The 23,183-nt window shown below is 63.7% G+C and carries 15 protein-coding genes; 8 read left to right on the top strand and 7 right to left on the bottom strand.

Annotation, left to right across the window (positions count from 1 at the left end; genetic code table 11):
- Positions 1-58 precede the first annotated feature (58 nt).
- The 3 genes from IG178_RS15410 (at position 59) to IG178_RS15400 (ending at position 3,160) form a co-directional block, all read left to right on the top strand.
- A complete protein-coding gene (locus IG178_RS15410; protein WP_193213460.1) occupies positions 59-934 on the top strand; it encodes a hypothetical protein in 876 nt (291 codons plus the stop codon).
- A 98-nt stretch (positions 935-1,032) separates the two neighbouring features.
- Complete coding sequence (locus IG178_RS15405) at positions 1,033-1,638, top strand: N-acetylmuramoyl-L-alanine amidase family protein (RefSeq protein WP_193213459.1); 606 nt, start codon at positions 1,033-1,035, stop codon at positions 1,636-1,638.
- Positions 1,639-1,693: 55 nt separating this feature from the next.
- The gene (locus tag IG178_RS15400) at positions 1,694-3,160 is read left to right on the top strand and encodes an NAD(P)H-hydrate dehydratase (protein ID WP_193213458.1); all 1,467 of its coding nucleotides are present in this window, start codon (positions 1,694-1,696) and stop codon (positions 3,158-3,160) included.
- 11 nt (positions 3,161-3,171) lie between these two features.
- Here the strand turns inward: IG178_RS15400 and IG178_RS15395 are convergent, their stop codons facing one another.
- The 4 genes from IG178_RS15395 to rdgB all read right to left on the bottom strand — a co-directional run bounded on the left by IG178_RS15395 (position 3,172) and on the right by rdgB (position 6,283).
- The gene (locus tag IG178_RS15395) at positions 3,172-4,254 is read right to left on the bottom strand and encodes a PIN/TRAM domain-containing protein (RefSeq protein ID WP_193213457.1); all 1,083 of its coding nucleotides are present in this window, start codon (positions 4,252-4,254) and stop codon (positions 3,172-3,174) included.
- A 142-nt stretch (positions 4,255-4,396) separates the two neighbouring features.
- Entirely contained in the window at positions 4,397-4,873 is a 477-nt protein-coding gene (locus tag IG178_RS15390) for an RNA recognition motif domain-containing protein (RefSeq protein WP_193213456.1), read from the bottom strand.
- Positions 4,874-5,053: 180 nt separating this feature from the next.
- Complete coding sequence (locus IG178_RS15385) at positions 5,054-5,662, bottom strand: NlpC/P60 family protein (protein ID WP_226895483.1); 609 nt, start codon at positions 5,660-5,662, stop codon at positions 5,054-5,056.
- Positions 5,663-5,686: 24 nt separating this feature from the next.
- Complete coding sequence (gene rdgB, locus IG178_RS15380) at positions 5,687-6,283, bottom strand: RdgB/HAM1 family non-canonical purine NTP pyrophosphatase (protein ID WP_193213455.1); 597 nt, start codon at positions 6,281-6,283, stop codon at positions 5,687-5,689.
- 78 nt (positions 6,284-6,361) lie between these two features.
- Between rdgB and IG178_RS15375 the strand changes: the two genes are divergently transcribed.
- Both IG178_RS15375 and IG178_RS15370 read left to right on the top strand, forming a co-directional pair.
- Positions 6,362-6,820, top strand: a complete 459-nt coding sequence (locus tag IG178_RS15375) for a thioredoxin family protein (RefSeq protein WP_193213454.1) — start codon at positions 6,362-6,364, stop codon at positions 6,818-6,820.
- Between the two features lie 117 nt (positions 6,821-6,937).
- Positions 6,938-7,378 (top strand): thioredoxin family protein, encoded by a 441-nt coding sequence (locus tag IG178_RS15370; protein ID WP_226895482.1) that lies wholly within the window; start codon positions 6,938-6,940, stop codon positions 7,376-7,378.
- A 25-nt stretch (positions 7,379-7,403) separates the two neighbouring features.
- Here the strand turns inward: IG178_RS15370 and IG178_RS15365 are convergent, their stop codons facing one another.
- Genes IG178_RS15365 through IG178_RS15355 form a run of 3 tightly spaced genes read right to left on the bottom strand, consistent with a single transcriptional unit; the run spans position 7,404 to position 11,770 of the window.
- Complete coding sequence (locus IG178_RS15365; protein WP_193213452.1) at positions 7,404-8,726, bottom strand: TAXI family TRAP transporter solute-binding subunit; 1,323 nt, start codon at positions 8,724-8,726, stop codon at positions 7,404-7,406.
- Positions 8,723-10,807 (bottom strand): hypothetical protein, encoded by a 2,085-nt coding sequence (locus tag IG178_RS15360; protein ID WP_193213451.1) that lies wholly within the window; start codon positions 10,805-10,807, stop codon positions 8,723-8,725. Before IG178_RS15360 ends, IG178_RS15365 begins: the two co-directional genes overlap by 4 nt.
- Before the next feature lie 54 nt (positions 10,808-10,861).
- The gene (locus tag IG178_RS15355) at positions 10,862-11,770 is read right to left on the bottom strand and encodes an oxygenase MpaB family protein (protein WP_193213450.1); all 909 of its coding nucleotides are present in this window, start codon (positions 11,768-11,770) and stop codon (positions 10,862-10,864) included.
- Positions 11,771-12,156: 386 nt separating this feature from the next.
- Here IG178_RS15355 and IG178_RS15350 point away from each other — a divergent pair, with 386 nt between their 5' ends.
- From IG178_RS15350 to IG178_RS15340, 3 genes are all read left to right on the top strand, one after another.
- Positions 12,157-12,642 (top strand): hypothetical protein, encoded by a 486-nt coding sequence (locus IG178_RS15350; RefSeq protein WP_193213449.1) that lies wholly within the window; start codon positions 12,157-12,159, stop codon positions 12,640-12,642.
- Positions 12,643-12,762: 120 nt separating this feature from the next.
- Positions 12,763-20,637, top strand: a complete 7,875-nt coding sequence (locus IG178_RS15345; RefSeq protein WP_193213448.1) for a S8 family serine peptidase — start codon at positions 12,763-12,765, stop codon at positions 20,635-20,637.
- 137 nt (positions 20,638-20,774) lie between these two features.
- The gene (locus IG178_RS15340) at positions 20,775-23,159 is read left to right on the top strand and encodes a leucine-rich repeat domain-containing protein (RefSeq protein ID WP_193213447.1); all 2,385 of its coding nucleotides are present in this window, start codon (positions 20,775-20,777) and stop codon (positions 23,157-23,159) included.
- The last annotated feature ends 24 nt before the right edge of the window (positions 23,160-23,183 follow it).

The following is a 23,183-nucleotide window of genomic DNA, read 5'->3' as shown; positions in this document are numbered from 1 at the left end:
GAACTTCCGGTCCGTTGGATTGACGGGCCGGAAAGCGTGCGCTAGGGCTTCCCGTCCAATGACCGGAGCACGACTCTTCCTATCACTCGGCGTCCTCTTCCTGCTCGCGGCCAAGGCCTCGGCCCAGATCGACGTGGCCCTCCAGATGGCCCGCAAGACCTTCGTCGCCGGGGAACAGATCTCGGTTTCGGTCAGCATCACCAATCACTCCGGCCAGGACCTGGTCTTCCAGGGCAACGACCGCGCCGGATGGATCGATTTCACGGTGACCTCCAGCCGCGGGGTGCCGATGACTCCCCTCGGCCGCCCGGCCTTCGGAGCGGTGAAGATTCCCCTGGGCCAGACGATGACCCGCACCATCGATCTCTCCAGCCTCTATCCGCTGCAGTCGATGGGGAATTACTCGGTCTACGGGGTCGTCCGCCTTCCCGGCCAGACCACCGACGGATTCATCTCCAACCGCCTGCTCTTCAACGTCAACAATGCCCTGCCCTACTGGACCCAGAAAGTCGGCGTCCCCGGCAAGGCGGGCCAAAGCCGCGAGTACCGCGTGCTGAACTTCACCGGCGGCCAGAAGAACACGCTCTACTCGCAGGTCGTCGACCTGCGAACCGGCACTCCGCTCCAGACCCATTCGCTGGGCGAGGTCCTGATGTTCCGCAAGCCGTCGGTGACCCTCGACAAGAACCAGATCATGCACGTCCTCTACCTGGTGGGCCCCACCGTCTGGGCCCACACCCGGGTTGGCCCGGACGGCTCGCTGCTGGGCAGGGAACTCCACAAGCGCGGCGCCGGCCCCGACCCGCAACTGATCACCACGCCACAAGGCGTCGTCCAGGTGGTCAATGGCATCGCCTACGACCCGAGAGCCGAAGCCGAAGCGCGCGGCCGGGTTCGCAAGGCATCCGACCGGCCCGCTTTCATCTTCCAGTGAGACCCAAATCCCGCTGCAAATCCGATTTGGACTTTACATCGACTACCCCAATATCTAAACATCCCGTAATATTTGGTTAATTTAACCACCATTGCTTCATGAGAAAGCTTTTTCGTCTGTTCCTCCCCCTCTTTGCCCTCCTTCTCTCCAGCGCTGCCCTCCAGGCACGCGGATTCCGCACGGTCGTCATCGACCCCGGCCATGGCGGCCATGACAAGGGAGGCCAATGGGGCCTCGTCTACGAAAAGCATCTCGCACTCGACACGGCCACCCGCTTGGAAACGGAGCTCAAGAAGCGCGGCTTCCGCACGGTGATGACCCGCCGCAGCGACTACTTCATTTCCCTTCCGGAGCGCGTTCGCATCACCAAGCGCTACTCGGACGCGATCTTTGTCAGCGTGCACTACAACTACACTTGGAAGCAGCAGGTTTCCGGCCTCGAGACCTTCTTCTGCACCGGACAAAGCCGCTCCCTCGCCTCCAACGTCCATGCCGGCATGATGTCGAAAGTCCGGGTGGTCAACCGCGGCGTCAAGTTCGCCCGCTTCTACGTGATCCGCAACAATACCTGCCCGGCCATTCTCGTCGAGTGCGGCTTTGTCAGCAATGCCGACGAGCGGGCGCGGATGAAGTCCGCCTGGTTCCGCCAAGCGCTCGCGGAAGGGATTGCCGACGGCATCGTGCGCTATCGCCGGGCTGGTTGAGGCCCCGCATGCAGGCGGCTTGCCGGGTTCCCCCACGGCCTGTTAGCGTGCCGCCATGTCCTTTGTTTCAGCCGCAGTCATGCGGTCGCTTGAAGAAGCGGCTTTCCAACGAGGGGTTGCCGCCGAACGGCTGATGGATCTGGCCGGGAAAGGCATCGCCGGCCGGCTGGCATGTCAGTTTCCAAAACCGGGCCACGCGGTGGCCTATATCGGCAAGGGCAACAACGGGGGAGATGCACTGGTGGCGCTCCGCCACCTCCGGCTCGCCGGTTGGAGCATCTCGGTCAGGAGCGCGTTCCCGGCATCGGAATTGGGAGAACTCCCCGCGCGCAAGCTGGATGAGCTGGCGATCGAACCCAACGCACCGGTTCCCGCCTCGGGTGCCCCCTTGCTCTTGCTCGACGGACTGCTGGGGATCGGAGCACGGGGACCGCTCCGCGATCCGCTCGCCCGGCTGGCCGAGGAAATGGCGACGCTCTGGAGCCACCACGGCGCGACCGTCGCCGCAATGGATCTGCCATCGGGCATGGACCCCGACACCGGGGATGGCGACGGCCCGACCGCGGACCTCACCTTGACCGTCGGCGTCCCGAAACGCGGCCTCGCCACCCCCGCGGGCGTCCTCCGCTCCGGGCGGATCGTGCTGGTCCCGCTTCATGACCTGCCCGTTCCCGCCCCCGGGGACCTCGAGTTCTTTTGCCCCGATACCTCGCCGCCGTTGCTGCCACCGCGGCCCCACGAGTTTCACAAGGGCAATGCCGGACGGGTCGGGCTCCTGGCCGGCTCGCCCGGAATGACCGGCGCGGCGGTTCTGGCAGCCACGGCGGCGGTGAAAGCCGGCGCCGGCCTGGTGACCCTCCACGTGGAACCCGGATTCTTGTCCTCGCTCGCCGCCCCGATGCCACCGGAGGTCATGGTCCGCCCTTCCGATGATCCCGTTTCGGACGCCTCTGATGCATCGCACGATGCCTTGGTCATCGGTCCGGGCACCGGCAACTGCGGGGAGCACTGGCGCAGGTCACTGCTTGAGAAGCTCGCCAGCTGCAACCTTCCCGCCGTTCTCGACGCCGACGCGTTGAACCTGATTGCGACCAAAGGGCGACATGACCTGCTAGGTCCGCACCATCTGATCACCCCCCACCCCGGGGAGTTCCGCCGGCTGGCGCCGGACCTTGAGCCGGATCGCCGCGTTGCCGCGGTTTCCGCGTTCGTGACCCGCCATCCCTGCACCCTTCTTCTCAAAGGCGCGCGCAGCCTGGTCGGCGCCAACGGGTTCACCACCCGCTTCAATCCCACCGGTCACGCCGGCATGGCGTCCGGTGGTCAGGGCGACGTCCTGGCCGGAGTCGCCGGGGCCCTGCTCGCGCAGGGTCTTTCGACCGTGGACGCCGGTTCGCTCGCCGCGTGGCTTTGCGGCCGCGCCGGGGAACGCGCACTGACCGACGGGCCAATCTGCCCCGCAAGTTCCACCCTCACCCGCTTGGGTGCAGCCATGCGGGACTGGCAGACCCGCAGTCGTTAGAAGCGATCCTTCTAAGCCCCCGCCAATTCCGCGAACACCATCAGCCCCCCGCTCGTCTGCAGGGTGCTGATGACCACCACATCCTGGGACGTCCCGATCTTCGAAACCGCATGGTTCACCACGATCATGGTCCCGTCCGGTAGATAGCCGACGCCCTGGTGCTCGTCCTTTCCCCCGCGCACCAGCGCGAGCCTGACCCTCTCCCCCACCCTGACCGTCGGCCGCAGGGCATCTAACAATTCATCGAAATTCAGCACGTCCACGCCGCGCAGTTTCGCCACCTTGCAGAGATTCTCGTCGGTGCTCATCAGCCGCGCGCCGAGCAGCTGCGCCATCTGGACCAGCCTTCCGGTGATCGTTTCATCCCCGCTGACGTCGGACGAGTCCTCGATGCTGATCTGCAGGTCTTTCGCGCCCCGCATCTCTTCCAGGCAAGCAAGCCCCCGCTCCGCCCGCTGGCGCTTGGCCGGGGTCGGCGAGTTGGCGAGCACCTGGATTTCATCCAGCACGAAGCGCGGCACGACCAGGCGACCGCGCAGGAAGCCGGCCCGCACCACCGCCGGAACCCTGCCGTCCATCACGGTGTCCCCGTCCAACACGACGGGCTGGCCCGTGCTGCTGTCCTGGCGAAAGCGGACATAGGGGAGAATGAACGCGAAGTCGTCCCGGCTGCTCCTCAAGGCGAGCACCGCCCCGATGAACCCCAAGCTGGCGTAGAGGATCATCTGGATCGTGAAACTGATCGTGGTCACCAGCGCTTCGCCATCGACGACGTCGGCGGAGTCGCGGGAGGCCAGTTTGTCCCGCACCGCAAGTGAGACGAGATTGGAAATGTCGATCCGGGTGATCAGCCAGGCGCAAAACATTCCAACCAGGAGCCCGAAGGTCGCGGTCGAAAACCCCCGCAAGCTGAACCCCTTGATCAGCGATTCGATCCAAATGAAGAATCCCCCGATCACCAGCCCACCCACCAATCCGGCACCCATCGAGACCTCGGCCGCCGTGCCCTGGGTGCTGAGGGCGATGGTGGCTCCGGCCGCCTCGCAGACCAGGAGATAGATCAAGCGGGCGACGTTGACGGAAGCAGGAGCCATGGATTGGGCGAAGCATTCGGTATTCCCGGCGTGGCCGCAAGCTCAAGCGAGATCATGCAACCTGCGATCCACGGGACACACAAAACCCTGCCCCGGAATCCGGGACAGGGTTCTTGAAATTCGATTCTGCAAAGACAGGGGATCAATCCCAGTCGCCGCCGCCACCGTAGCCGCCCTTGCCGCCACGACGATCGCCACCGCCACGGCGGTCACCGCCGTAGCCACCACCACCACGGCGATCACCACCGTAGCCGCCGCGACGATCGCCGCCGCGGTCACCACGATCTCCACCGTAGCCACCACCGTAGCCACCACCGCCGCCACCGCGACGCTCACCACCGCGACCACCACCACCACCGAAGCCACCCGGGCGGCTTTCGCGCGGCTCGGCCGGGTTGACGCGAAGCGGACGACCGCCCATTTCCTGGCCGTCAAGCGCTCCTGCCGCTTCCTTGACCTTCGAAACGTCGGCCAGCGTCACGAAGCAAAACCCACGCGGGCGACCGGTTTCCCGGTCCGTGACGATTTTCACTTTCTCCACCGGACCGTAGGCCGCGAAGAGTTCAGCCACTTCTTCTTCGGTGGCGCTGAAGGGCAGGTTGCCCACGTAGATGTCCATTGTCTGTAGTCGCAACGCCAATTGTCAAAACCACTTCATCAGCCGATGGCGTAGAGACCGTAAGAAGCGTGCCCGGTAATTTGCGCCGGACATTTCCCCCGCTACACGGTCGGGCGCGCGACGACAAGCGTATAAATCGTGCGCCGGCATGGCGCCAAATCGTCGTCAAGCCGCCGCGGCTCAGAGTCCGGAGGGATGGCGCATCACATGACCGGCGCCCGGGCGGCTCTGCGGCTTCCAGCGGGGACCGGATCGTCCACCGGATCCACCCGTATCAAGTCTCAGTCCGGCAACCGTCATGAAGACATGTCCGTTCCGGACATAGACCGTGATCCAATCGCCCTCCCCCTTCTTGCCATAGCTGAAGAAACCGCTGCTGGGCATCGACCCCTGCATCAAGCCCGCTTCCCGCAATACATAGGACACCGTGCCGGAGCAGTCGTATCCCGTGTCGTTGTGACGGGCGTGGCCACCGCCCCATTTGTAGGGTTTGCCTTGCAAGCGGTTGCCCGCCGCAATCGCCCGCTTCACCGCCAGCGGCGCCTTCTTCGGCGCATAGGCAATGCCGTTGCGCAGCAGGGCGGTGCGTCCACTTTCAAAGCGATAAGAAACCGGTTGCCTTGCCTTCACTTGGCTCGAGCAAGCGCTCGTCGCGATGCAGGCCATGACCGGCAGGATCCAGAGAAATCGTTTCACGATCCCGATCTTATGGATCAGTTGATTTTTTTCAAAAGCTTTCTGAATGCGAAAATGCGGCCAATTTTCCCCACCGGATCCGTTCCCGGCCAAGGTGCCGGAGTCGGCGAGATTCCGTCACGCCTCCCGCTCCAGCCACGCCGCGACTTTCTCCAGCGCCCGGCCGCGGTGGCTGAGGGCATTCTTCACCTCCGCACCCAATTCAGCGAAACTCCGCTCGTGGCCCTCGGGCGCAAACAGCGGATCATATCCGAAGCCTCCCGCGCCGTGGGCGTCCTCGAGGATCCGCCCCTCCACCGATCCGCTGAAATCGGCCAGCACCTCGCCGCCGCGGGCCAGCACCATCGTGCAGCGGAAACGCGCCGACCGGTCCTCGCTGCCCGCCATTTCCGCCATCAGGCGGGCGTTGTTCCTGGCATGATTGCCCTCCTCCCCGCCGTAGCTGCTCGACCACACACCGGGTGCCCCGCCCAAGGCATCCACCTCCAGCCCCGAATCGTCGGACAGGACAATGCCCGCAACCTCGCGGCTGATCGCTACTGCCTTCAGCGTCGCATTCTCAAGGAAGCTGGTGCCGGTTTCGTCAACTTCCGGCATCGCCGGGAAGTCGTTCACATCCATGACCCGGTAGCGGTCCCCGATCATTTCCCGGATCTCGCTGGACTTGTGTGAATTGCGGGTGGCGACAATGAGCACCGGTAGATTGGACGACATGCCACGGCCTAGCCGAGCCGCCGGCGACGTCCAAGAATTTTGAAATATTTCGCGCCGGTGCTACGCCTATAGACGAAGATGAAAGCAATCACCTACCTCGCCGCCTTCACCCTCGGGACCGCCGCCATGGTCAGCTCCGCCTTTTCGAAGGAACTGGAAGGCTGGTCGACCGATCTGGAGAAGGCTTTCGTCCAGGCCAAGAAGGAGAAGAAGCCCGTGCTGGTCGAATTCACCGGTTCCGACTGGTGCCCGCCCTGCATCGCCATGCGCAAGAACGTGTTCTCGAAGAAAGAGTTCATCGATGGTGCCAGCGAGAAGTTCATCCTGGTCGAGCTCGACTTCCCGAAGGGCGACAAGGAGCTGAAGAAGAAGAACGATCCCTATGCGGAGAAGTACAAGATCGAAGGCTTCCCGACCGTCATCCTCTTCAATCCGGACGGCAAGGAGTTCGACCGCTTTTTCGCCTCGCAGTTTCCGAAGACCGACGAATTCCTCGCCCACCTGGACGAGGCGCTCGAAAAGAAGGAGCTCGACTGACCGATTTCACAGGAGCGCTGTTCATGGCAGCCCGACCCCGCCCGGAGTTCGCGCCGCGGCGGGGTTTTCTTTGGAATATTGGCGGCCCTTGCCGCGTCCCAAGCGTTTATGAAGACCTTGTTCCGCTCACTTGCCGTTCTCGTTGCCACTGCTTCCCTCGCCCTTGCCGGCGGTGACGGATGGATGACCGACTGGGAAGCCGCCAAGGCGAAGTCGAAGACGGAGAACAAGCCGATCCTGATCAACCTCACCGGGTCCGACTGGTGCACCTGGTGCATCAAGATTGAGAAGGACGTCTTCTCGAAGAAAGAGTTCAAGGATTTCGCCGCGGAGCACCTGATCCTGATGGAAGCCGACTTCCCCCGCAAAAAGGAGCAGCCAGCGGAGATCAAGAAGCAGAACGCCGCCCTGAAGAAGGCCTACCTCAACGGGGGCTACCCCACCGTCCTGCTGCTGGACGCCGAAGGAAAGAAACTTTCCGACGACCTTGGGGAGCTGAAAGGCGGTTTGGACGGCTACCTGAAAACGCTGGGCGAGCTGCTGAAGAAGCCGCGGTGATGCACCGCACTTCGCACGGAGAGCCTTAGTCTTTCCGGAGCTCCTGTAGCTTGTGACGAACTTGGAATCCCGCCTCGGCCAGCACGGTCTGAAAAATCCGGAACGACTCGTCCGGCTGCAAGCGCTCCTTCGCCAGCAGGTGCAGCGCCGTGGAGCGGATCGACTGCAGGCGCTTCTGGATCTCGATCAAATCCTCCTCCGACTGCGGCGCCAGCATCCGGTCGAGCAGGCGGTTCAGCTCCAGGTAGTAGGCGTCGATCCGGTCCTTCTGCCGCTGCGTCAGCCACTTCCGCCCCGCCTGGAACAAGCCGTAGGCCGCGATCAACAGCGACACCATCAGCCCGATCACCTCGGCATACCGGACCAGAAATCCCGGCTCGTTGCGGTTGAAATACTGCGCCGCCCCGTCGTGCAGCGGGAACTGCAACAGGCCGGGGTCCTGACTCGCCCCCAACATCGACACCTCATGGTGCGCCACCGTCAGCTGGCTCCGGTTCTCCATGATCTTGCGCGTGATCTTCCGGGCAGCGGGATCCGGAAGATCGCGGCGAGCCGCGAGCACGGTTCTCACCGCGACCGTCGGCACGGGCACCGCGGGCACCCCGGGAGAACCATGGTGCGGCATCGCGTAGGCATGGACCGGGATCAGATAAGGTTCGACATACGGATAACTCAGGCGGAAACCCTCGATTTCACTCCCCGGCCCGACGCCTTCCCCGATCCCGACCAGCCGCACCCCGCCGCCCTCGACCAGCCGCTCGACGGCTTCCGACTTCAGGCTGAGAACCATCAGCAAGGCATCGATCTCGCCCGCCGCCAGTTTCTCGCAGCCCTTCTCGATCCGCATCGGCATGATCCGGGTGCGTGATCGGTCGACCTCGAAGTGGCGCATCAACTCCTCCACCAACCGGTGGCTGCCGCTGGAGGGCAGACCGACTCCCACCCGCTTGCCCTCGATCTCGCCGAAGCGCTTGATCCCGGAGTTTTCGTTCACGATGAAGTGGAGGGACCCGAGGTGGAGGGGAACCAGGGTCCGCAAGGCGTCGTTGGCCAAGGTGTCGTTCTGGATCAGCGCCAGGTCCGCCTCCCCTGACCTCAAGCGTTCCGCGTTGGCCGCGCTGCCATCGCTTTCCAGCACCTCGACGACCACCTTCTCCTCGCCCTCCCCCACCACCGAGGCGATCGACTTCGCAAGCGGCAAATACACCCCGCCCGGCTGGCCGGACGACAGCCTCAACCCGCGCTCCGGCTTCGACGAAAGGGCGACGAACACCAGCAGGCCCAGCAGCGCGGCTGCAAATGCCACCGTCAGGGCCGCATACGGCCGGCGTAGTTCCGCTGCCTTCATGGCAGGAAGTCAAAGCCGCCAATGACCGCCTTGGACAGCTTCTCGGCCGCTGCCGGCTGCCCGGCATCGACGATCATCAGGTAGATCACACCCTGATGGGAGAACGTGATCGCCCGCCCGTGACGGTCACCGATCTCAAAACTCATGACCTTGGCCGTGGCCCCCTTGATGACGGTGCTCGATTCCGTCGATCCGGAATTTGAGGCACGGTCGTAGTTGATCTTCAGCATGTTCTCGATGATCGCCCGCATGGTCGCCTGCGCCTGCCGGCTGTCGTTGATGTTCAAGCCCATCAGCATCACCGACTCCCTTCCCCTCGTGCACGACACGGAACTGCCAATCGGGGCGATGGTCGGATCCATGTCCTCGCGGATCCGCCAACCGATCCCTGGCAGGCTGATGCGGTAGCCGACCCGGTGATCGTGATAGGTGTTCGAACTCTTCTCGGTTTTCACCAGCGTCTCGCCGGGAAATGTGAAGCCGGCGACGCACTTGCCGATGAGTTCGGGCGTCCCCTTGACGCCATCCCCCCAGGACCAGAACTGCATCTGGTGCCCGAAGCCGCCCCTCACCGTTGTCACCACGAAGCGCTCCATCGTCATGCCCTGGATGTCCTGGCTGACTTTCGAAACCAGCGCCGGCTTGCCGTCCACGTCCACGGGGTCGAATGAAACCGGCTCCCCGAATCCTTCTTCGGGCGCGAAGTTCGACAACACCGCGACATGGTAGTCTTCCTCGCTCCAATCCTCGGCGGACTCGCTGACCAACTGCAGGTAGAGACCATGGGACAGCTCCTCGGCCTGGAAGCTGATCACCGAGTTGTTCAGGGTCGCCTGGTCCCCGCTGGTGATCCGCCAGAATCCGTCGGGTTTCCTCCACACCACGCCGGACTCGAAGTCCCGGTAGACGCCCCCGCGCAGGGAGAACTCCGGACCAACCGCGGACTGATGGTCGGGCACCTTCGCCAGATCCGTGCCGATCGCCGCGGCCTCCTCCGCGGTCAACAGGCTCACCCCGCCAAGCCCTTCCTGGATGGCAGGGGCCAGCTCGCCGGAGCGCTGCTCGAAATGCCACGCGGTCACCTTGTAGGAAATCTCGCCTTCAAAGAACAGCCCCTGGTACATCCGCAGCGGCAAGCCCGCGTCGACGACAAACCGCTGGAACTCGACCTCGCGCCCACAGACCTCGAAGCGGCCGGGCTCCAACACCTCGCCCCCGTCCCCGACAGACGCGGTGACGTCTTCAAGCATCGCCGCCTCGAGCGCCTCCCGGCGGCTTCCGGCGGCATGTTCGGGAGCAATGGCGACATAGGCCCCCAGGCCGTCATGCTTCAGCCCCATTTCCGCCCCGTCGGTTTGCTGCAGGAGCTCGGTCTCGCTCATCAGCTTCCAACCTTCGGCCGGTCTGACCGCGAGGCGGAATACCGGGCTCTCGAAGCGCCCTTGGTGCACCCTGCGCCCGATCCCGTTGGAGTCCGCCAGCGCCACCACTGGCGGCGCCGTGATCTCCCCTTCGACGATCTCCACGGCATCAAAGAACTCCTTGCCGTGGCCGCCTCCGCTCTTGGCCGTGGTCTCCCAGGTCAGGACCTGGTAGCCGAAGCCCTGATGGACGAAGGCTAGCAGCCTGTAGTGGAAAGGAATGCCGTTCACCTTCACGTCGATCTCCACCACCCGGGCGTCCTTGCCCTTGTACTCAAGCGTCTCGGTTTCGGAGAACTCGGGATCGACCAGGGATGCCGTCATGTTCGAAACCAGCAGCTTGATGTAGTTGGAAGGATCAACGTCCCCCAGCGGTTCCACGACGATCCCGCCATAGATCCCGCCGATCCTCATCGCGACCAAGGAGGCATCCGGCAGCACATTGCCCGCTTCTTCGCCCACCATGATCTTCCAGCGGTCATCGAGGCCCTCGACCTTGAAGCGGTAATTCGGATGGGTGAAGCCGGCCACCGCCGTTTCACTCGCCACCATGTTCTCGGACCTGAGGGCGGAGGCATTGCCCTTCTTTTTGCAAGCACCCGCACCCAGAACGATGGAGCACAGGAGAAGGACGGAGGAAACGTCTCGAAGCGATCGCATGCGCGGAGCCTAGGCAGGCGATTTCCGGGTGTCGACTCCGGCGGAGATGACAAATCACAACTCGCGCCGGCACAGATAGTCCGCGGGAAGCCCGAGCCTGCAGCAGGCCTGCGCCGCAGGGTGCGAATCCAGCCTCAGGTGCTCGATGCCGGACCCCATGACTCGCAATGCCGCCCGGCTACCGGCCGACGGGCCCTTCCATCGGCCGAGACCAAGCGTGTCCTTGACCGCGGCCGGCAACAGCTGGACGGCAGCCCGCACCATCATCCGGTTCAGCGGCCGGAGGCACGGCGGGAACAGCGACAAGTTCCCGATGATCTCCAGGAACTCGAAAACAATCTCCGAACGTTCAAGGCCAGGTTGCATGTCTTCGAACAGGGCCCTCATCGCCGCCTCCGACGCCGGCGGGTCGATCGCCCCATACAGGCGGGCGGCAGGCACCCCCTCCGCGACGAACCGGTCCCGCTCCTCCGGCGGCAAGGGCCGGACGTGGCGGTGATACGCTTCCATGAAACCAAACAACGCCGTGGCATGAACCCACCGTAGCAAGACCGGATCGTCCGCCCGGTAGCGGATTCCGCCCGGGGTCACGCCTTCGATTCTCGAGTGCATCTTCCCGACCCCCTCGATCATTCTCCCGGCCACGCTCCGCGCGCCATAGACCGTGACCATCGCCGCCATGCCGGTCCTCCGCATGCGCCGCAAGGGATCGCTGCGGAACGTGGTGTGGTCCCAAACCCCCGATCGCACCCTCGGCTCGGCCAGCTCCATCAGCACGGCCGCGATCCCCCCGAGATAGAGTGCGACCGGATTCCGGAAAACCCGCCAGGAAACCGAGTCCGCCGCGGCCAGCGCCGGTTCGCCCTCCGGCTTGCTGAAGTCGACGGTCGGCGCACCCGTCCCGCCCACAAGCTGTTCCCGCAGGAAGGCCTCGAGCCGCGAAACCAGGAAAGGTGGGATCATGGGCGGGAAGATTCCTCTTTCATAGCGTCGCAACCGGTGCAGGCAAGGCCGCCCCGGCGGATCTTCTTCTTCGATGCGAAGCTCCGGCGGTGACAGGGACAACCTTCGATCGGGTTGCGGTGGATCGGTCGGAACAAGGGGGTCCGAGCTTCACGCAGAGCCGGCAGGATCATCTTCATCGGCTGCCAGGTGACCACAGGCAGATGAAATCCGGATGAACGCGAGGCGAAGAATTCGGGCGAGACCCCCCTATCCACCAATGACTTGCGCCAGATCAAAGCAACCTGAAGCCGCCCTGCCGCCGGCAATTCAAACAGGTTAATTATCCGTTCATCTTTGGTTCAGGTTCAATTCGCTAATTTCCCCGCACTGCCACCCATCGCCCCATGAACACCATCCACCTCTCCCGCATGTTCCTCTGGACCGCCGTTGCGGCCGCAATCTCCTGCGGAACCTTCCACCTACTGCGTCCGTCCTCTGCCCCCCTGGCCCTGGAGTTGGAGCAGCCTCCCGCCTTTTCCCCCGACTCGACCCCGGCGCCGGCCCTCGACGGCTCGGGAGTCACCGCCTCGTCCGGCCGTGCGGATCGGGTCGACCAAGTCGCCGGCGATCTTGCCACGGTCCGCCGCTCCCTCGTCGAGCTGCGCGGGAAAATCCGCGACCAGCCCGGTGACCCGGCCATTGCCGCCGGTCTCGCAAAACTCACGCAGGATGAACTGCGGCTCACCCGTGAGAAGGCCCAGCTGGAAGGCAGCCCCCTCGCCACCATCGACGGTTCACACTTCTCCCACGTCGAAAGCGAGCAGCCGGTTTACATCCTCGATCTCGACGCGAACGCGGCCATCGCCATCGAGGCGGCCGGGAATCGTTAGGCCGCAACCGGCGTTCTCGATCCGGCGCTGATGAACGATCTCCCTCATCGTCCCCGCCGGGGCCCTCTCTTGTTCATCCCGGGGAATCGCTTGCCCTCCTCTCGCTCCACCCTTGATCCCATGAAACGTTCGTACTCCCGGTTCCGCTTGGCCGCCGGCCTGCTCCTGTTTTCCCTCCTCGCCGTTTCGCTTTGGCTCGCCTTGCAATCGCAGCGTCCGGGAGAGCAGGCCCCTCGCACCGCGTTGGACCCAGAGCCAACTCAAACTCACGGCGCTGCCTCGCGGATCTCCCCGACACCCGGTTCCACCAAGGTCGCCGACAGAAACGAGCCGGAGGTGCGAATCGAGACCCGCCTCGCCGCCATCCGCCTCCGGCGCGAGGAATTCCGGGATCTTCTCAACAAGACACCGGAGGAGACGGAAATCCTCCAGGCCCTCAAGAAACTCGCCGATGAAGAGCAGGAACTGACCACGGAAATGGCCGGGCTGCGGGAGATTCCTCTCGTCACGGCGGACGGCTCGCGTCTCTCCCATTTTGAGGGCGACCGGCCGGTGTATCTCAGGGATCTCAACGCGAACGCCGCCATTTCCAGCGCGGCCTCCCAGATCCGCTCGACCTCGCCCTACAGCGTGGACGGCGACGGCGTGATCATCGGACTGTGGGAAGTGGGTGGCGTGCCGCGCGATACGCATGACGACCTCACCGGCCGCGTCACGCTGGCCGAGACGGCTTCCACGTCCTATCACGCCACCCACGTCGCCGGCACCCTGATCGGTGACGGGACCTCCGGCTCCTCCGTGAAAGGCATGGCGCCCGCCGCAACGATCAGTGCCTATGCGGTGTCGAGCACCAGCGACTACGCCAGCGAGTCGAAATCCGCCGCCGCGACGGGCGAAGGCAGCACCACCAAGATCTACCTCGCCAACAATTCCTGGGCCGCCAGCTCGGGCTGGGTGTACAGCTCGACCACCGGCAGCTATTCGTGGTACGGCACGTTTTCCGACGACGGAAATTCCGCCAACGATCAGGTGGACAACTACGGCCGCTATTCGTCCGACGCCCGGTCGATCGACATCACCGCCGCCGACCGCCCGTATCTCGCAATCTTCTTCGCCGCCGGCAACGACCGCGGCTACAGCACCCCCGCGACCGGCGCGACCTGGTATCACAACGGCAGCACTCCGTATACCTACGACCCCGCGACCCATCCGAAGGACAACGAGGACTGGATGGTGGACGGATCGGTCACCGGGTTCGGGACGATGTCAACGCAGGCCTCGGCGAAAAACGTCATCGCCATCGGCGCCGTGAACGATGCGGTTTCCGGCGGCTCGCGCAGCACCGCCGCCGCGACAATGTCCACCTTCAGCTCCTACGGCCCCACCGACGATGGCCGCATCAAGCCCGATCTCGTTGCCAACGGAGTGAGCGTCACCTCTCTCTCCAGCGCCAGTGACAGCGCGACCAGCACCGAGAACGGCACCAGCATGGCCTGCCCGAGCGCCGCGGGCTCGGCGGCGCTGTTAGTGGACTATTTCGACAAGAAATTCTCCGGCCAGTCGATGCGCGCGTCGATGCTCAAGGCGCTGCTCATCCACACCGCCGACGATCTCGGCAATGCCGGGCCCGACTACCGCTACGGCTGGGGCCTCATCAACGTGAGGACCGCCGCGGACCTGATCAAGGACACAGCCTCCGACACGACCAAGGCGCGTTTCCTCGATGGCAGACTCAGCACCACGGACAGCAGCGACACCTTCACCTTCGACTATGACGGCAGCGGGGAAATCCGCGTCACCCTCGCGTGGACGGACCCCGAGGGGACGGCGAACAACGCCCACAACAGCCGCACTTCCTGCCTCATCCACGACCTGAACCTGAAGCTCACCGGACCCGACGGCACCCACTATCCGTACGTCATGCCGTGGAAGGGAAACTGGTCGGATTCGAAGCTCAACGACAACGCCACCACCGGCGTGAACGACTCGGACAACGTCGAGCAGGTCTATCTATCCGCACCGGTTCCGGGCACCTACACGATCACCGTCGATTACGCCGGCTCGCTCACCGCGAACCAGACCTACTCGCTGGTCCTGACGGGTGGTGACTTTGCCTCCGAGGTGCCGGACGGCGGATCCGACCTGAGCTACACCAAGGTGGTCGGCTTCGGCTCGATCCAGCCGTTCAATGTCTATGACCGCTTCAATAGCGCGCACGAAACGACCTACTCGATCAGTTCGGATGCCACCTCCATCGCCACAGCAACCATCGACGGATCCGGAAACGTGATCATCACCGAGGCGGGGACCACCGGCACCGCCCACGTCGATGTCACCGCCACCAACGACCTCGGCGGCAGCGACACCGTCCGGATCACGGTCACCGTGAAGGCGAATGTCATCTACGTCGATGCTTCCCACACCTCTGGAACCAAGAACGGCAACTCATGGTCGACCGCCTACGACAAACTCTACGATGCGATTTCAGCCGCCAGTTCCGGCCAGGAGATCTGGGTGGCGGACGGGGTGTATTACCCCACAATAACCTCCTCCAGCCCGAGTCCGACCCAACGGCTGACGTCGTTCACCCTTCCCGCCAGCGTTTCGATCTATGGCGGATTCTCCGGTAGCGAAACATCGCTCGACGAGCGCGATCCGGACACGAACCTCTCGATTCTCTCCGGCGACCTGGACAGGAACGACGCCAATCGTTCCGACAATATCACCGACAAATCGAGTGAGCTTTCCGGCAGCAACAGCACGCGCGTGGTCTATGCTTCCTCTTCAAGCGACAGTTTCCTGCTGGACGGCTTCACGATCACGGCTGGCCAAACATCCAGCGGCCCGTTGGGTAGCAATGATGACGGACCGGGCATGACGATCGACTCCGGTTGCGTCGGAGGCATCGTGTCGAACTGCCGATTCATGGGCAACGACGCCGAGGATCAAGGTGGCGCGGTGTACAACGGAGGGACCAGCACCACCTTCGAAAGCTGCACTTTCTCCGGAAACGAAGCCGGCACCGATGGCGGAGCCCTTTCCGGCAACAAGGCGGTCACCCTGGTTGACTGCACCTTCCAGTCCAACGACGCGCTCGGCAACGGCGGCGCGCTCTACCTCACCGGCAGCACGCACCTGGTCCGCCGCTGCATCTTCCAGGCCAACACCAGCCAGGCCGACGCCGGCGCGATCAGCTTCAACGGCGGCGGCAACGCGGTGTTCACCAACTGCCTCATCACCGGCAACGATGCGGCCGGAAGCGGTGCCAATGGCGGTGCCTTCGGGGTCGGCAACGGCTCCACCATCACCATCACCAACTGCACGATCTGCTCCAACAACAGCAAACTTCCCGGCGGCGCCTTCTGGGTGTTCGGCTCGTCGAAAGTCTACATGCGGAACACCATCGTCTATCGCAATGCCGTCTCCGACAACGAATCCCACGGCAACGCGTTCTACTACATCTGGGACTCCGCCTCGAGCACGATCTACTGGACCTACTCCATCAACCCCTCGACCACCAGCGGGGGAACCAACCCCGATCTGGAGAATGTGCCTGCCGCATCCGCCGCGCCCACGACCGCCGGCGATTTCACCTGCGTCGCCAATGGCAATGCCGTGGACCATGGCAGCGTCTCCGTCACCATCGACGCCACCGGCGTCTACTCCGGCACCGCCAGCGAGGAGGAAAGCGATCTGGCCGGAAACACCCGCGTCGTCGACGGCAACTACAACGGCACGGTCTACATCGACGCCGGATGCTACGAATTGGATGAACCCGTCGCCATCGGCACGATCGCCGACATCTCGCTCGATCCGGCCGCCGGCAGCGCCACCGGCACGCTCGATCTCGACGACTACTTCGGCGGCACCAATCTGACCTACGACGTCGCTTCCTCGTCCCCCAACCTGCTGGTGGAAACCGACTCCGAAAACAATCTCACGGTTTCCCTCGCGAACACCGCTTTCGGCGACGGCAGCTTCACCGTCACGATCACCGCGACGGACGAAATCGGTCAAACCGCGAGCCAGACCTTCACGGTGACCTTCGGGCTGACGCGGATCTACGTGAGCGCGACGGCCACCGGCACCGGCACCGGCCGCTCGTGGACGAACGCCTTCACCGAACTGCGGGACGCGATGGCCTACGCCTCGTCCGGCGATGAAATCTGGATCGCGGAGGGGGTGTACAAGCCCTCCGAATCCAGTGCCACCACCGGGTTCACGATCTCCACGAACCTGTCGCTCCACGGTGGATTCGGTGGCGGCGAAGCGACCCTCGCCGAAGCCGATCCCGAAACCCATGTCACCGTCATCAGCGGCGACATCGACGGCGACGACACGCTCGATGACGACGGGGTGACGCTCAACTACACCGACCAGGGTCCTGCAGGCGGCAACACCTCGGTGCCGCTGATCACGATCAACAGCAACATCACCGCCACCCTGAGCGGCCTGGTCATCTGCGGTGGGGCGGGCGGAGGTGTCCTGACCAACAGCGGAAGCGTGCCGACCATCGCCGATTGCGTGGTGCGCGGAAACAAGAAAACAGGCGACGGCGGTGCCTTCGATTGTCAAGGGGGCAACCATATCTTTACGGATTGCAAGTTCCTCCAGAACTACGCATCCGCGCACGCCGGAGCGATCCGCAACGGCGCCGGTGGCACCACGATGACGCTCGACCGTTGCGTCCTTTCCGGAAACCGCTCCAACAGCAACGGTGGCGCCTACGCGGTCAAGGGCGGCAGCGGCTCCCGCACCATCCGCATGCGCGATTGCCTGCTGAGCGGCAACTACGCGGCGAATGACGGGGGCGCGATCCACTCATGGAGCGGCGGCACCTCGTTCTACCTGACCAACTGTACGCTGGCAGCGAACAAAGCGGCCGACGAGGGCGGATCGATCTACAAACTCTACGGCGGCACGGTTGCCATCAACAACACGGTGGTCTGGGGGAACTCCAGCGACCCCGCGATCAAAACAGGCGCTTCGGCCACCGCGACGTGGACGTCCTGCCTGGTCGAGGGCTGCGGCGGCAGCTCGGCGTGGGACAGCTTCGAAATGGATACCGATGGCGGCAACAACCTCGATGCCGATCCGTTCTTCATCTCGCTGCCGGATTCATCCACCGCACCGACCCTCGAGGGAGACTTCACGTTCAACGCCACGTCTCCGGCCCTCGATGCCGGCAGCGATGCACTCAGCACGAGCTCCACCGACCTCATCAACAACGCGCGGGTACTGTACACCGCCATCGACATGGGTGCCTATGAGAACATCTCGTTCTTCCGCCCGACCTTCGGCTTGGACTCGGACGAGGTCATCGTGGACGAGGATTGCGGTCCGCATACCGAGAGGGCTTTCGCCGAAGAAATGTCCGCCAACGACGACGGCCAGACCCTGACCGGCTTCGTCCTCACCACGGACAACGACGCCCTCTTCAGCGTCCTTCCGGCCGTCGATCTCAACGGTGACCTGACCTTCACACCGGCCGACGACGCCTACGGCACCGCCAACGTGACCATCGTTCTCCAGGATGACGGAGCGTCGGTGAACGAGTCGCTGCCACAGACCTTCCCCGTTGTCATCAACCCGATGACCGATGCGCCGACCAACATGGCGATCTCCAACACCTCGGTCGAGGAAGGCAGCACCTTCATCGGCACCGTCACCGCCACCGAGCCCTTCGGCCGGGCCATCACCTGGTCCATCGTCAATGCAGAGGAAGGCCAGGCTTTCACCATCGACGAAACCACCGGTCAGCTGAGCTTCCACGATGCTCCCGATTTCGAGACCCCTCTCGAAGGAACCAACAACATCTACAACGTCGTCATCATGGCCACCGGCAGCGACGGCGCCCAGACCGCGCAGTTCAGCATCACGGTGACCGATTTGAACGAGGACTTCACATGGGTGAACACCACCGGTGACAACCTCTGGACCACCGCCGCAAACTGGGACGTGGCGGCACAGCCCAATCACCTGGCCACGGTGAATCTTGGAGCAGCCGGCACGGTCCTGCTGAATGACGGCTCCACTCAAGACATCACCAACCTTTGGGTGGGCGACACCAGCAGCCACGGCGACCTGCAACTGAGCAACGCCAGCCAGCTCAACGTTTCCTCCCGGCTCGTCATCGGCAATGGCGACGATGACCAGCTCCTGCTTTCGGGGGGCAGCAACCTCGCCAGCGCGGGGCGCCTCCAGGTCTTCGGCCAGGAGGATGTCACCATCACCCTCTCCGGTGCCAGCCATTGGACCCACACCTACAGCGGCACGGTCGACACCTTCGGCTCGGTCGGCGGAGTCGATCTCGACATCCTCAGCGGTTCAAGCCTGACCCTCGGCCACACCCTCGGCGGCCAAATCCTGAAGATCGCGGGCAATACCAGCACCGTCAACATGACCGTCAGCGGCGCAGGCTCCGGCTTCGACTTCGGCGCACACTCCTTGCAGCTCGGCCTGGGCGGCGATCTCACTCTGCTCGTGAGCGACGGCGCGGACTTCGGCGGAAACAGCGGCGGCAACATCATCCTCGGCCAAACCTACGGGGGAACGGTGACCGCCCAGGTGCTGTCCGGCTCGAATCTCGGGTCCGGCGGCAGCGTGAGCATCAAATACGGCGCGAGCCTGCTCATGGACGACGCGTCCCTCTATGCGGAAACACTATCCCTCATCGCTGGCAACGCGACGCTTCAGAATGGAACCACAGGAACGGTCGGCTGGATCAACTTCACCAATCCGAACACCCTGACTCTCGATGGCACGGACACGTCCCTCACCGTTTCGGGTTCGTCACAATCACTGGACGACGGCGGCACCATCACCGTGCAGGGCGGAGCCTCGATCCACTACACCCACGCATCCGATTTCAACCTCTACAGCAGCGATGGCGGCGGCACGTTCACGGTGACAGGAAGCGGATCGCAGGCCACCTTCGCCGGTGGCTTGACCAACTCCGGCACCGGATCGACGGCCACCTTCACGGTCGCCGATGGCGCGGACGCCAGCTTCGCCGGTGCGATCAGCCTCACCGGCACGCACGGCCTGAACTTCACCGGCGCGGACAGCTCCGTCTCCGCCACCGGCGATGTCTCCTTGACCGGCAGCAACACCGTCACCCTCGACCAGGCCGCCACATTCAAGATCGGCGGTGTTCTCTACTTCATTCCGTCCACCACTTTCAACCTGCTCGGCGGTGCCACGCTGGATGTCGTGACCATCAACAACAGCTTCACCAACACCTCCGGCATCCTCCACCTCGCCGACACGGCCGCCGCTGGAACGATCGATGGCAACTACACCCAGGAACTCGCCGCCACCCTGCGTTTCGGCATCGGCGGCACCACTCCCGGCACCGGCTTCGACACGCTCTACATCGACGGCACCGCCGACCTCGCGGGCACCATCGAGGTCGATCTGCTCGACGGCTTCACGCCCGCCCTCGATGACAGCTTCACCGTGCTCACCGGCAGCAGCGTCATCGACAACGGCCTTGTCTTCGACCTCCCCGCGCTCGACCCCGGTCTCGCTTGGGAAACCCAGATCAGCAGCCATTCGCTCACGTTCGTCGTTGTTGCCGGCGACGCGCTCGCCACTTTCCGCGCGACCTACGGTCTCGCCGAAGACGGCAGTGACGATGAGGAGGACTGGTCGCAAAATGGTGTCGAAAACATCTTCTATCACCTCTTCGGCCTCGGGGATCCGAACGACTCTGACATCGACCGCAGCCTGCTGCCGACGCTTACGCCCAGCGAAACGGAAGGCTACATCGTCTTCAGCTACCGCAGCCCGTTCCCCTTCGAGCCCGTCTATTCGCTGCCAATCACCTCGACCGACCTCGAAAACTGGTCGCGGGTCGATGAACTCACCGGCGACGACGCGCCCGTCTCCGTGAGCGCCTCCATGGAGGCCGACGGATATCTCCGCAACACCTTCATTCTCCCGAAAAGCGCCACCGCCCGCTTCTTCTCCGTCCGTCCACAGCCGACCGACTGAGAGGAAGGATCAACGCCCAACAAACCAGCGCCATCATGAGAACCCCAACATTCTCCAAGCTTCCGTCGATGCAAGCTGCTCCACGTCGTCGGGTCGCCGGCATTCCCGCGGGTCCGGCGCTTCCGCTCAAGCTCCCCATGAAGAAATTCACCCTGCCCGCCCTGCTTCTTTGCCTTCACGGAATCGTCCACGCCCAGACCGAGATCGCGCTGAGCGACCTGAGCTACACCAGCAACGGCAGCAGCATCACCATCACCGACTGCAATGTCTCCGTGAGTGGCGACGTTTCCGTCCCGGCCACCATCGAGGGCTTGCCTGTCACAGTTCTGGCAAAGGACTCGTTCTTCCTGTGCAATCAGATCATCAGGATCACCATCCCGGATGGTGTGACAAGCATCGGATCCTACGGCTTCCAAAGTTGCACCGCCCTCGAACAAATCGTCCTCCCCGACAGTGTCACAACCATTGACAGGCACGCCTTCCGAAACTGCACCGCACTGACGAGTTTCACCTTCCCTCCAAAGGTCACGAAGGTCACCTCCTACGTCTTTCTCTATTGCCACGACCTGCAAACGGTCCACCTGCACAACGGGATCAAGACCCTCGAACGCTACGCCTTTGACACCTGCGAAAGCCTGCAAAGCATTACCATCCCGGGATCCGTCAAAACCATTCCCTTCCATTGCTTCGAGGATTGCACTGGCCTGACCAGCGTCACCTTCGAGGAGGGCACCACTACCCTTGAGCCCGTGGCCTTTGATGGATGCAGCGCACTCGCCACCCTCAACCTGCCCGCCTCGCTCACCAATGTTTCCACCGCTCTGCAGAGTCTTCCGGGCCTGACCACCCTCAACCTGGCGGCCGGAAGCTCCACCTATCAGGTTGTCGATCATGTGCTCTACGATGCCGCCCTCAGCCAGCTGATCGACCTTCCCCGCGGCCGCGACACGGCCTACGTCATTCCGGACAGCGTCACCTCCATTGTCTCCGGAGCGTTGCAGAACTGCGCCCTCCTGCCCTCTCTGACCATCGGCAGCGGCTTGCTGAGCCTGGACGGAGCCGAGCTAATCGGCTGCAGCTCATTGCTCCAGATCGCCACCGCCCCCGGCCACACAACGATGAGTGCCAGCGGACTGGAGGTCACCGATACCTCACTTTCCACCCTGCTGTTCGTCAGCCCCGCCTTCGCCGGTGACTACGTCCTCTCACCGGCCATCACGTCCATCGCTGACAATGCCTTCAACAACCGCAACTTCGTCACCAACTTCGCCGCCGGACACGCCATCAGCAGCGTGGGAGCCGACGCACTCGCCAACTGCAACATGCTGGAAGCCATCACCTTTACCGGCACGGTGACTTCCCTCGGCGAAGGATGTTTCAGAAGCAACCCCGCGCTGACCGGCATCCAGCTGCCGGGCAACCTCACTGCCCTGCCCGACAGCGCATGTCGGAACTGCCCGGCCCTGCCTCAGCTCACCCTGCCTGCCAGCCTCACCGAGCTCGGCGCCTTCGCCTTCGCCGGTTGCACGCAACTCACCACCATCAACCTCGATGCGGTCACCAGCTTCGGCGACTACGCCTTTGACGGCTGCCTCTCGCTGGGGAATCCCACCTTCAGCTCAGACACCGTCACCTTCGGATCTTTCTCATTCAGAAACTGCGATTCCATCAAATCGCTGCTCATCCCCGGCACCACCAACATCCCCGAAGAATGCTTCGGGCACATGGACCTCCTGGAATCCGTTTCACTCCCCGACGACCTCACCCAGATCGGCTCCCAGGCCTTCACCCAATGCTACAATCTGCGCTCCATCCGGTTCGGAAGCGGCCTGAAGATCATCGGTAGCTCTGCCTTTGGCGAATGCGGCTTCGAGACCCTCAGCCTGCCGGCGGGGCTTGAGACCATCTCCTCGACCGCCTTTGAGGAAACCTCCTCGCTTCGCCACGTCGAACTCCCCGCCTCACTCATCGAGTTCCACGGCGAATGTTTCTTCGATTGTGAAAACCTCATCTCCGTGCTGTTCCACGGCAATGCCCCGGACCCCGGCGACGGAGCCAATTTCGAGGGCAGTCACCCCGACCTGACCCTTTACTACTTCAGCGGGGCTACCGGCTTCGGCGCCTCCTACGACGATTCCCTCACTCAGGTAATCAACCCGCTGAACACCCCGCACGCCGATTGGTCGCTCGAGCAGGGACTTGCCCATGACCAGGACCTGGAGCAAACCCATCCCGCGACGGGTGCCGCCTACCTCATGCTCTATGCGCTCGGCATCCCGGTGGCGGATGCCACCCCCGCCGACCTCCCTCAAGCCAGCATCAACGCCGGCGAACTCCAGTTGACCTACCAGGCGGCCCGCAACGACTGCAGCTACACCGTCGAGTACAGCACCAACCTGCAGGATTGGTTCACCGAAGGGGTCATCTTCGCCAACGGCGGCTCCGGGACAACCGCCCACATTCCGGACACGGGTTCGCAGTGCTTCACCCGCCTGCGCGTCGATTACAGCCCGCTCAACTAGGGCTTCTCGAGTTGCCACCCTCGG

This window comes from Neoluteolibacter marinus (assembly GCF_014904755.1).
Classification (GTDB): domain Bacteria; phylum Verrucomicrobiota; class Verrucomicrobiia; order Verrucomicrobiales; family Akkermansiaceae; genus Haloferula; species Haloferula marina.
This window is presented reverse-complemented; position numbering and strand designations above follow the sequence as displayed.

Excerpts from the sequence above, each read along its gene's own strand:
- IG178_RS15345 (WP_193213448.1), top strand. The coding sequence starts at position 12,763 with ATGAAACGTTCGTACTCCCGGTTCCGCTTGGCCGCCGGCCTGCTCCTG.
- IG178_RS15410 (WP_193213460.1), top strand. The coding sequence starts at position 59 with ATGACCGGAGCACGACTCTTCCTATCACTCGGCGTCCTCTTCCTGCTC.
- IG178_RS15350 (WP_193213449.1), top strand. The coding sequence starts at position 12,157 with ATGAACACCATCCACCTCTCCCGCATGTTCCTCTGGACCGCCGTTGCG.
- IG178_RS15355 (WP_193213450.1), bottom strand. The coding sequence starts at position 11,770 with ATGATCCCACCTTTCCTGGTTTCGCGGCTCGAGGCCTTCCTGCGGGAA.
- IG178_RS15340 (WP_193213447.1), top strand. The coding sequence starts at position 20,775 with ATGAAGAAATTCACCCTGCCCGCCCTGCTTCTTTGCCTTCACGGAATC.
- IG178_RS15405 (WP_193213459.1), top strand. The coding sequence starts at position 1,033 with ATGAGAAAGCTTTTTCGTCTGTTCCTCCCCCTCTTTGCCCTCCTTCTC.
- IG178_RS15365 (WP_193213452.1), bottom strand. The coding sequence starts at position 8,726 with ATGAAGGCAGCGGAACTACGCCGGCCGTATGCGGCCCTGACGGTGGCA.
- rdgB (WP_193213455.1), bottom strand. The coding sequence starts at position 6,283 with ATGTCGTCCAATCTACCGGTGCTCATTGTCGCCACCCGCAATTCACAC.
- IG178_RS15400 (WP_193213458.1), top strand. The coding sequence starts at position 1,694 with ATGTCCTTTGTTTCAGCCGCAGTCATGCGGTCGCTTGAAGAAGCGGCT.
- IG178_RS15390 (WP_193213456.1), bottom strand. The coding sequence starts at position 4,873 with ATGGACATCTACGTGGGCAACCTGCCCTTCAGCGCCACCGAAGAAGAA.
- IG178_RS15395 (WP_193213457.1), bottom strand. The coding sequence starts at position 4,254 with ATGGCTCCTGCTTCCGTCAACGTCGCCCGCTTGATCTATCTCCTGGTC.
- IG178_RS15375 (WP_193213454.1), top strand. The coding sequence starts at position 6,362 with ATGAAAGCAATCACCTACCTCGCCGCCTTCACCCTCGGGACCGCCGCC.
- IG178_RS15360 (WP_193213451.1), bottom strand. The coding sequence starts at position 10,807 with ATGCGATCGCTTCGAGACGTTTCCTCCGTCCTTCTCCTGTGCTCCATC.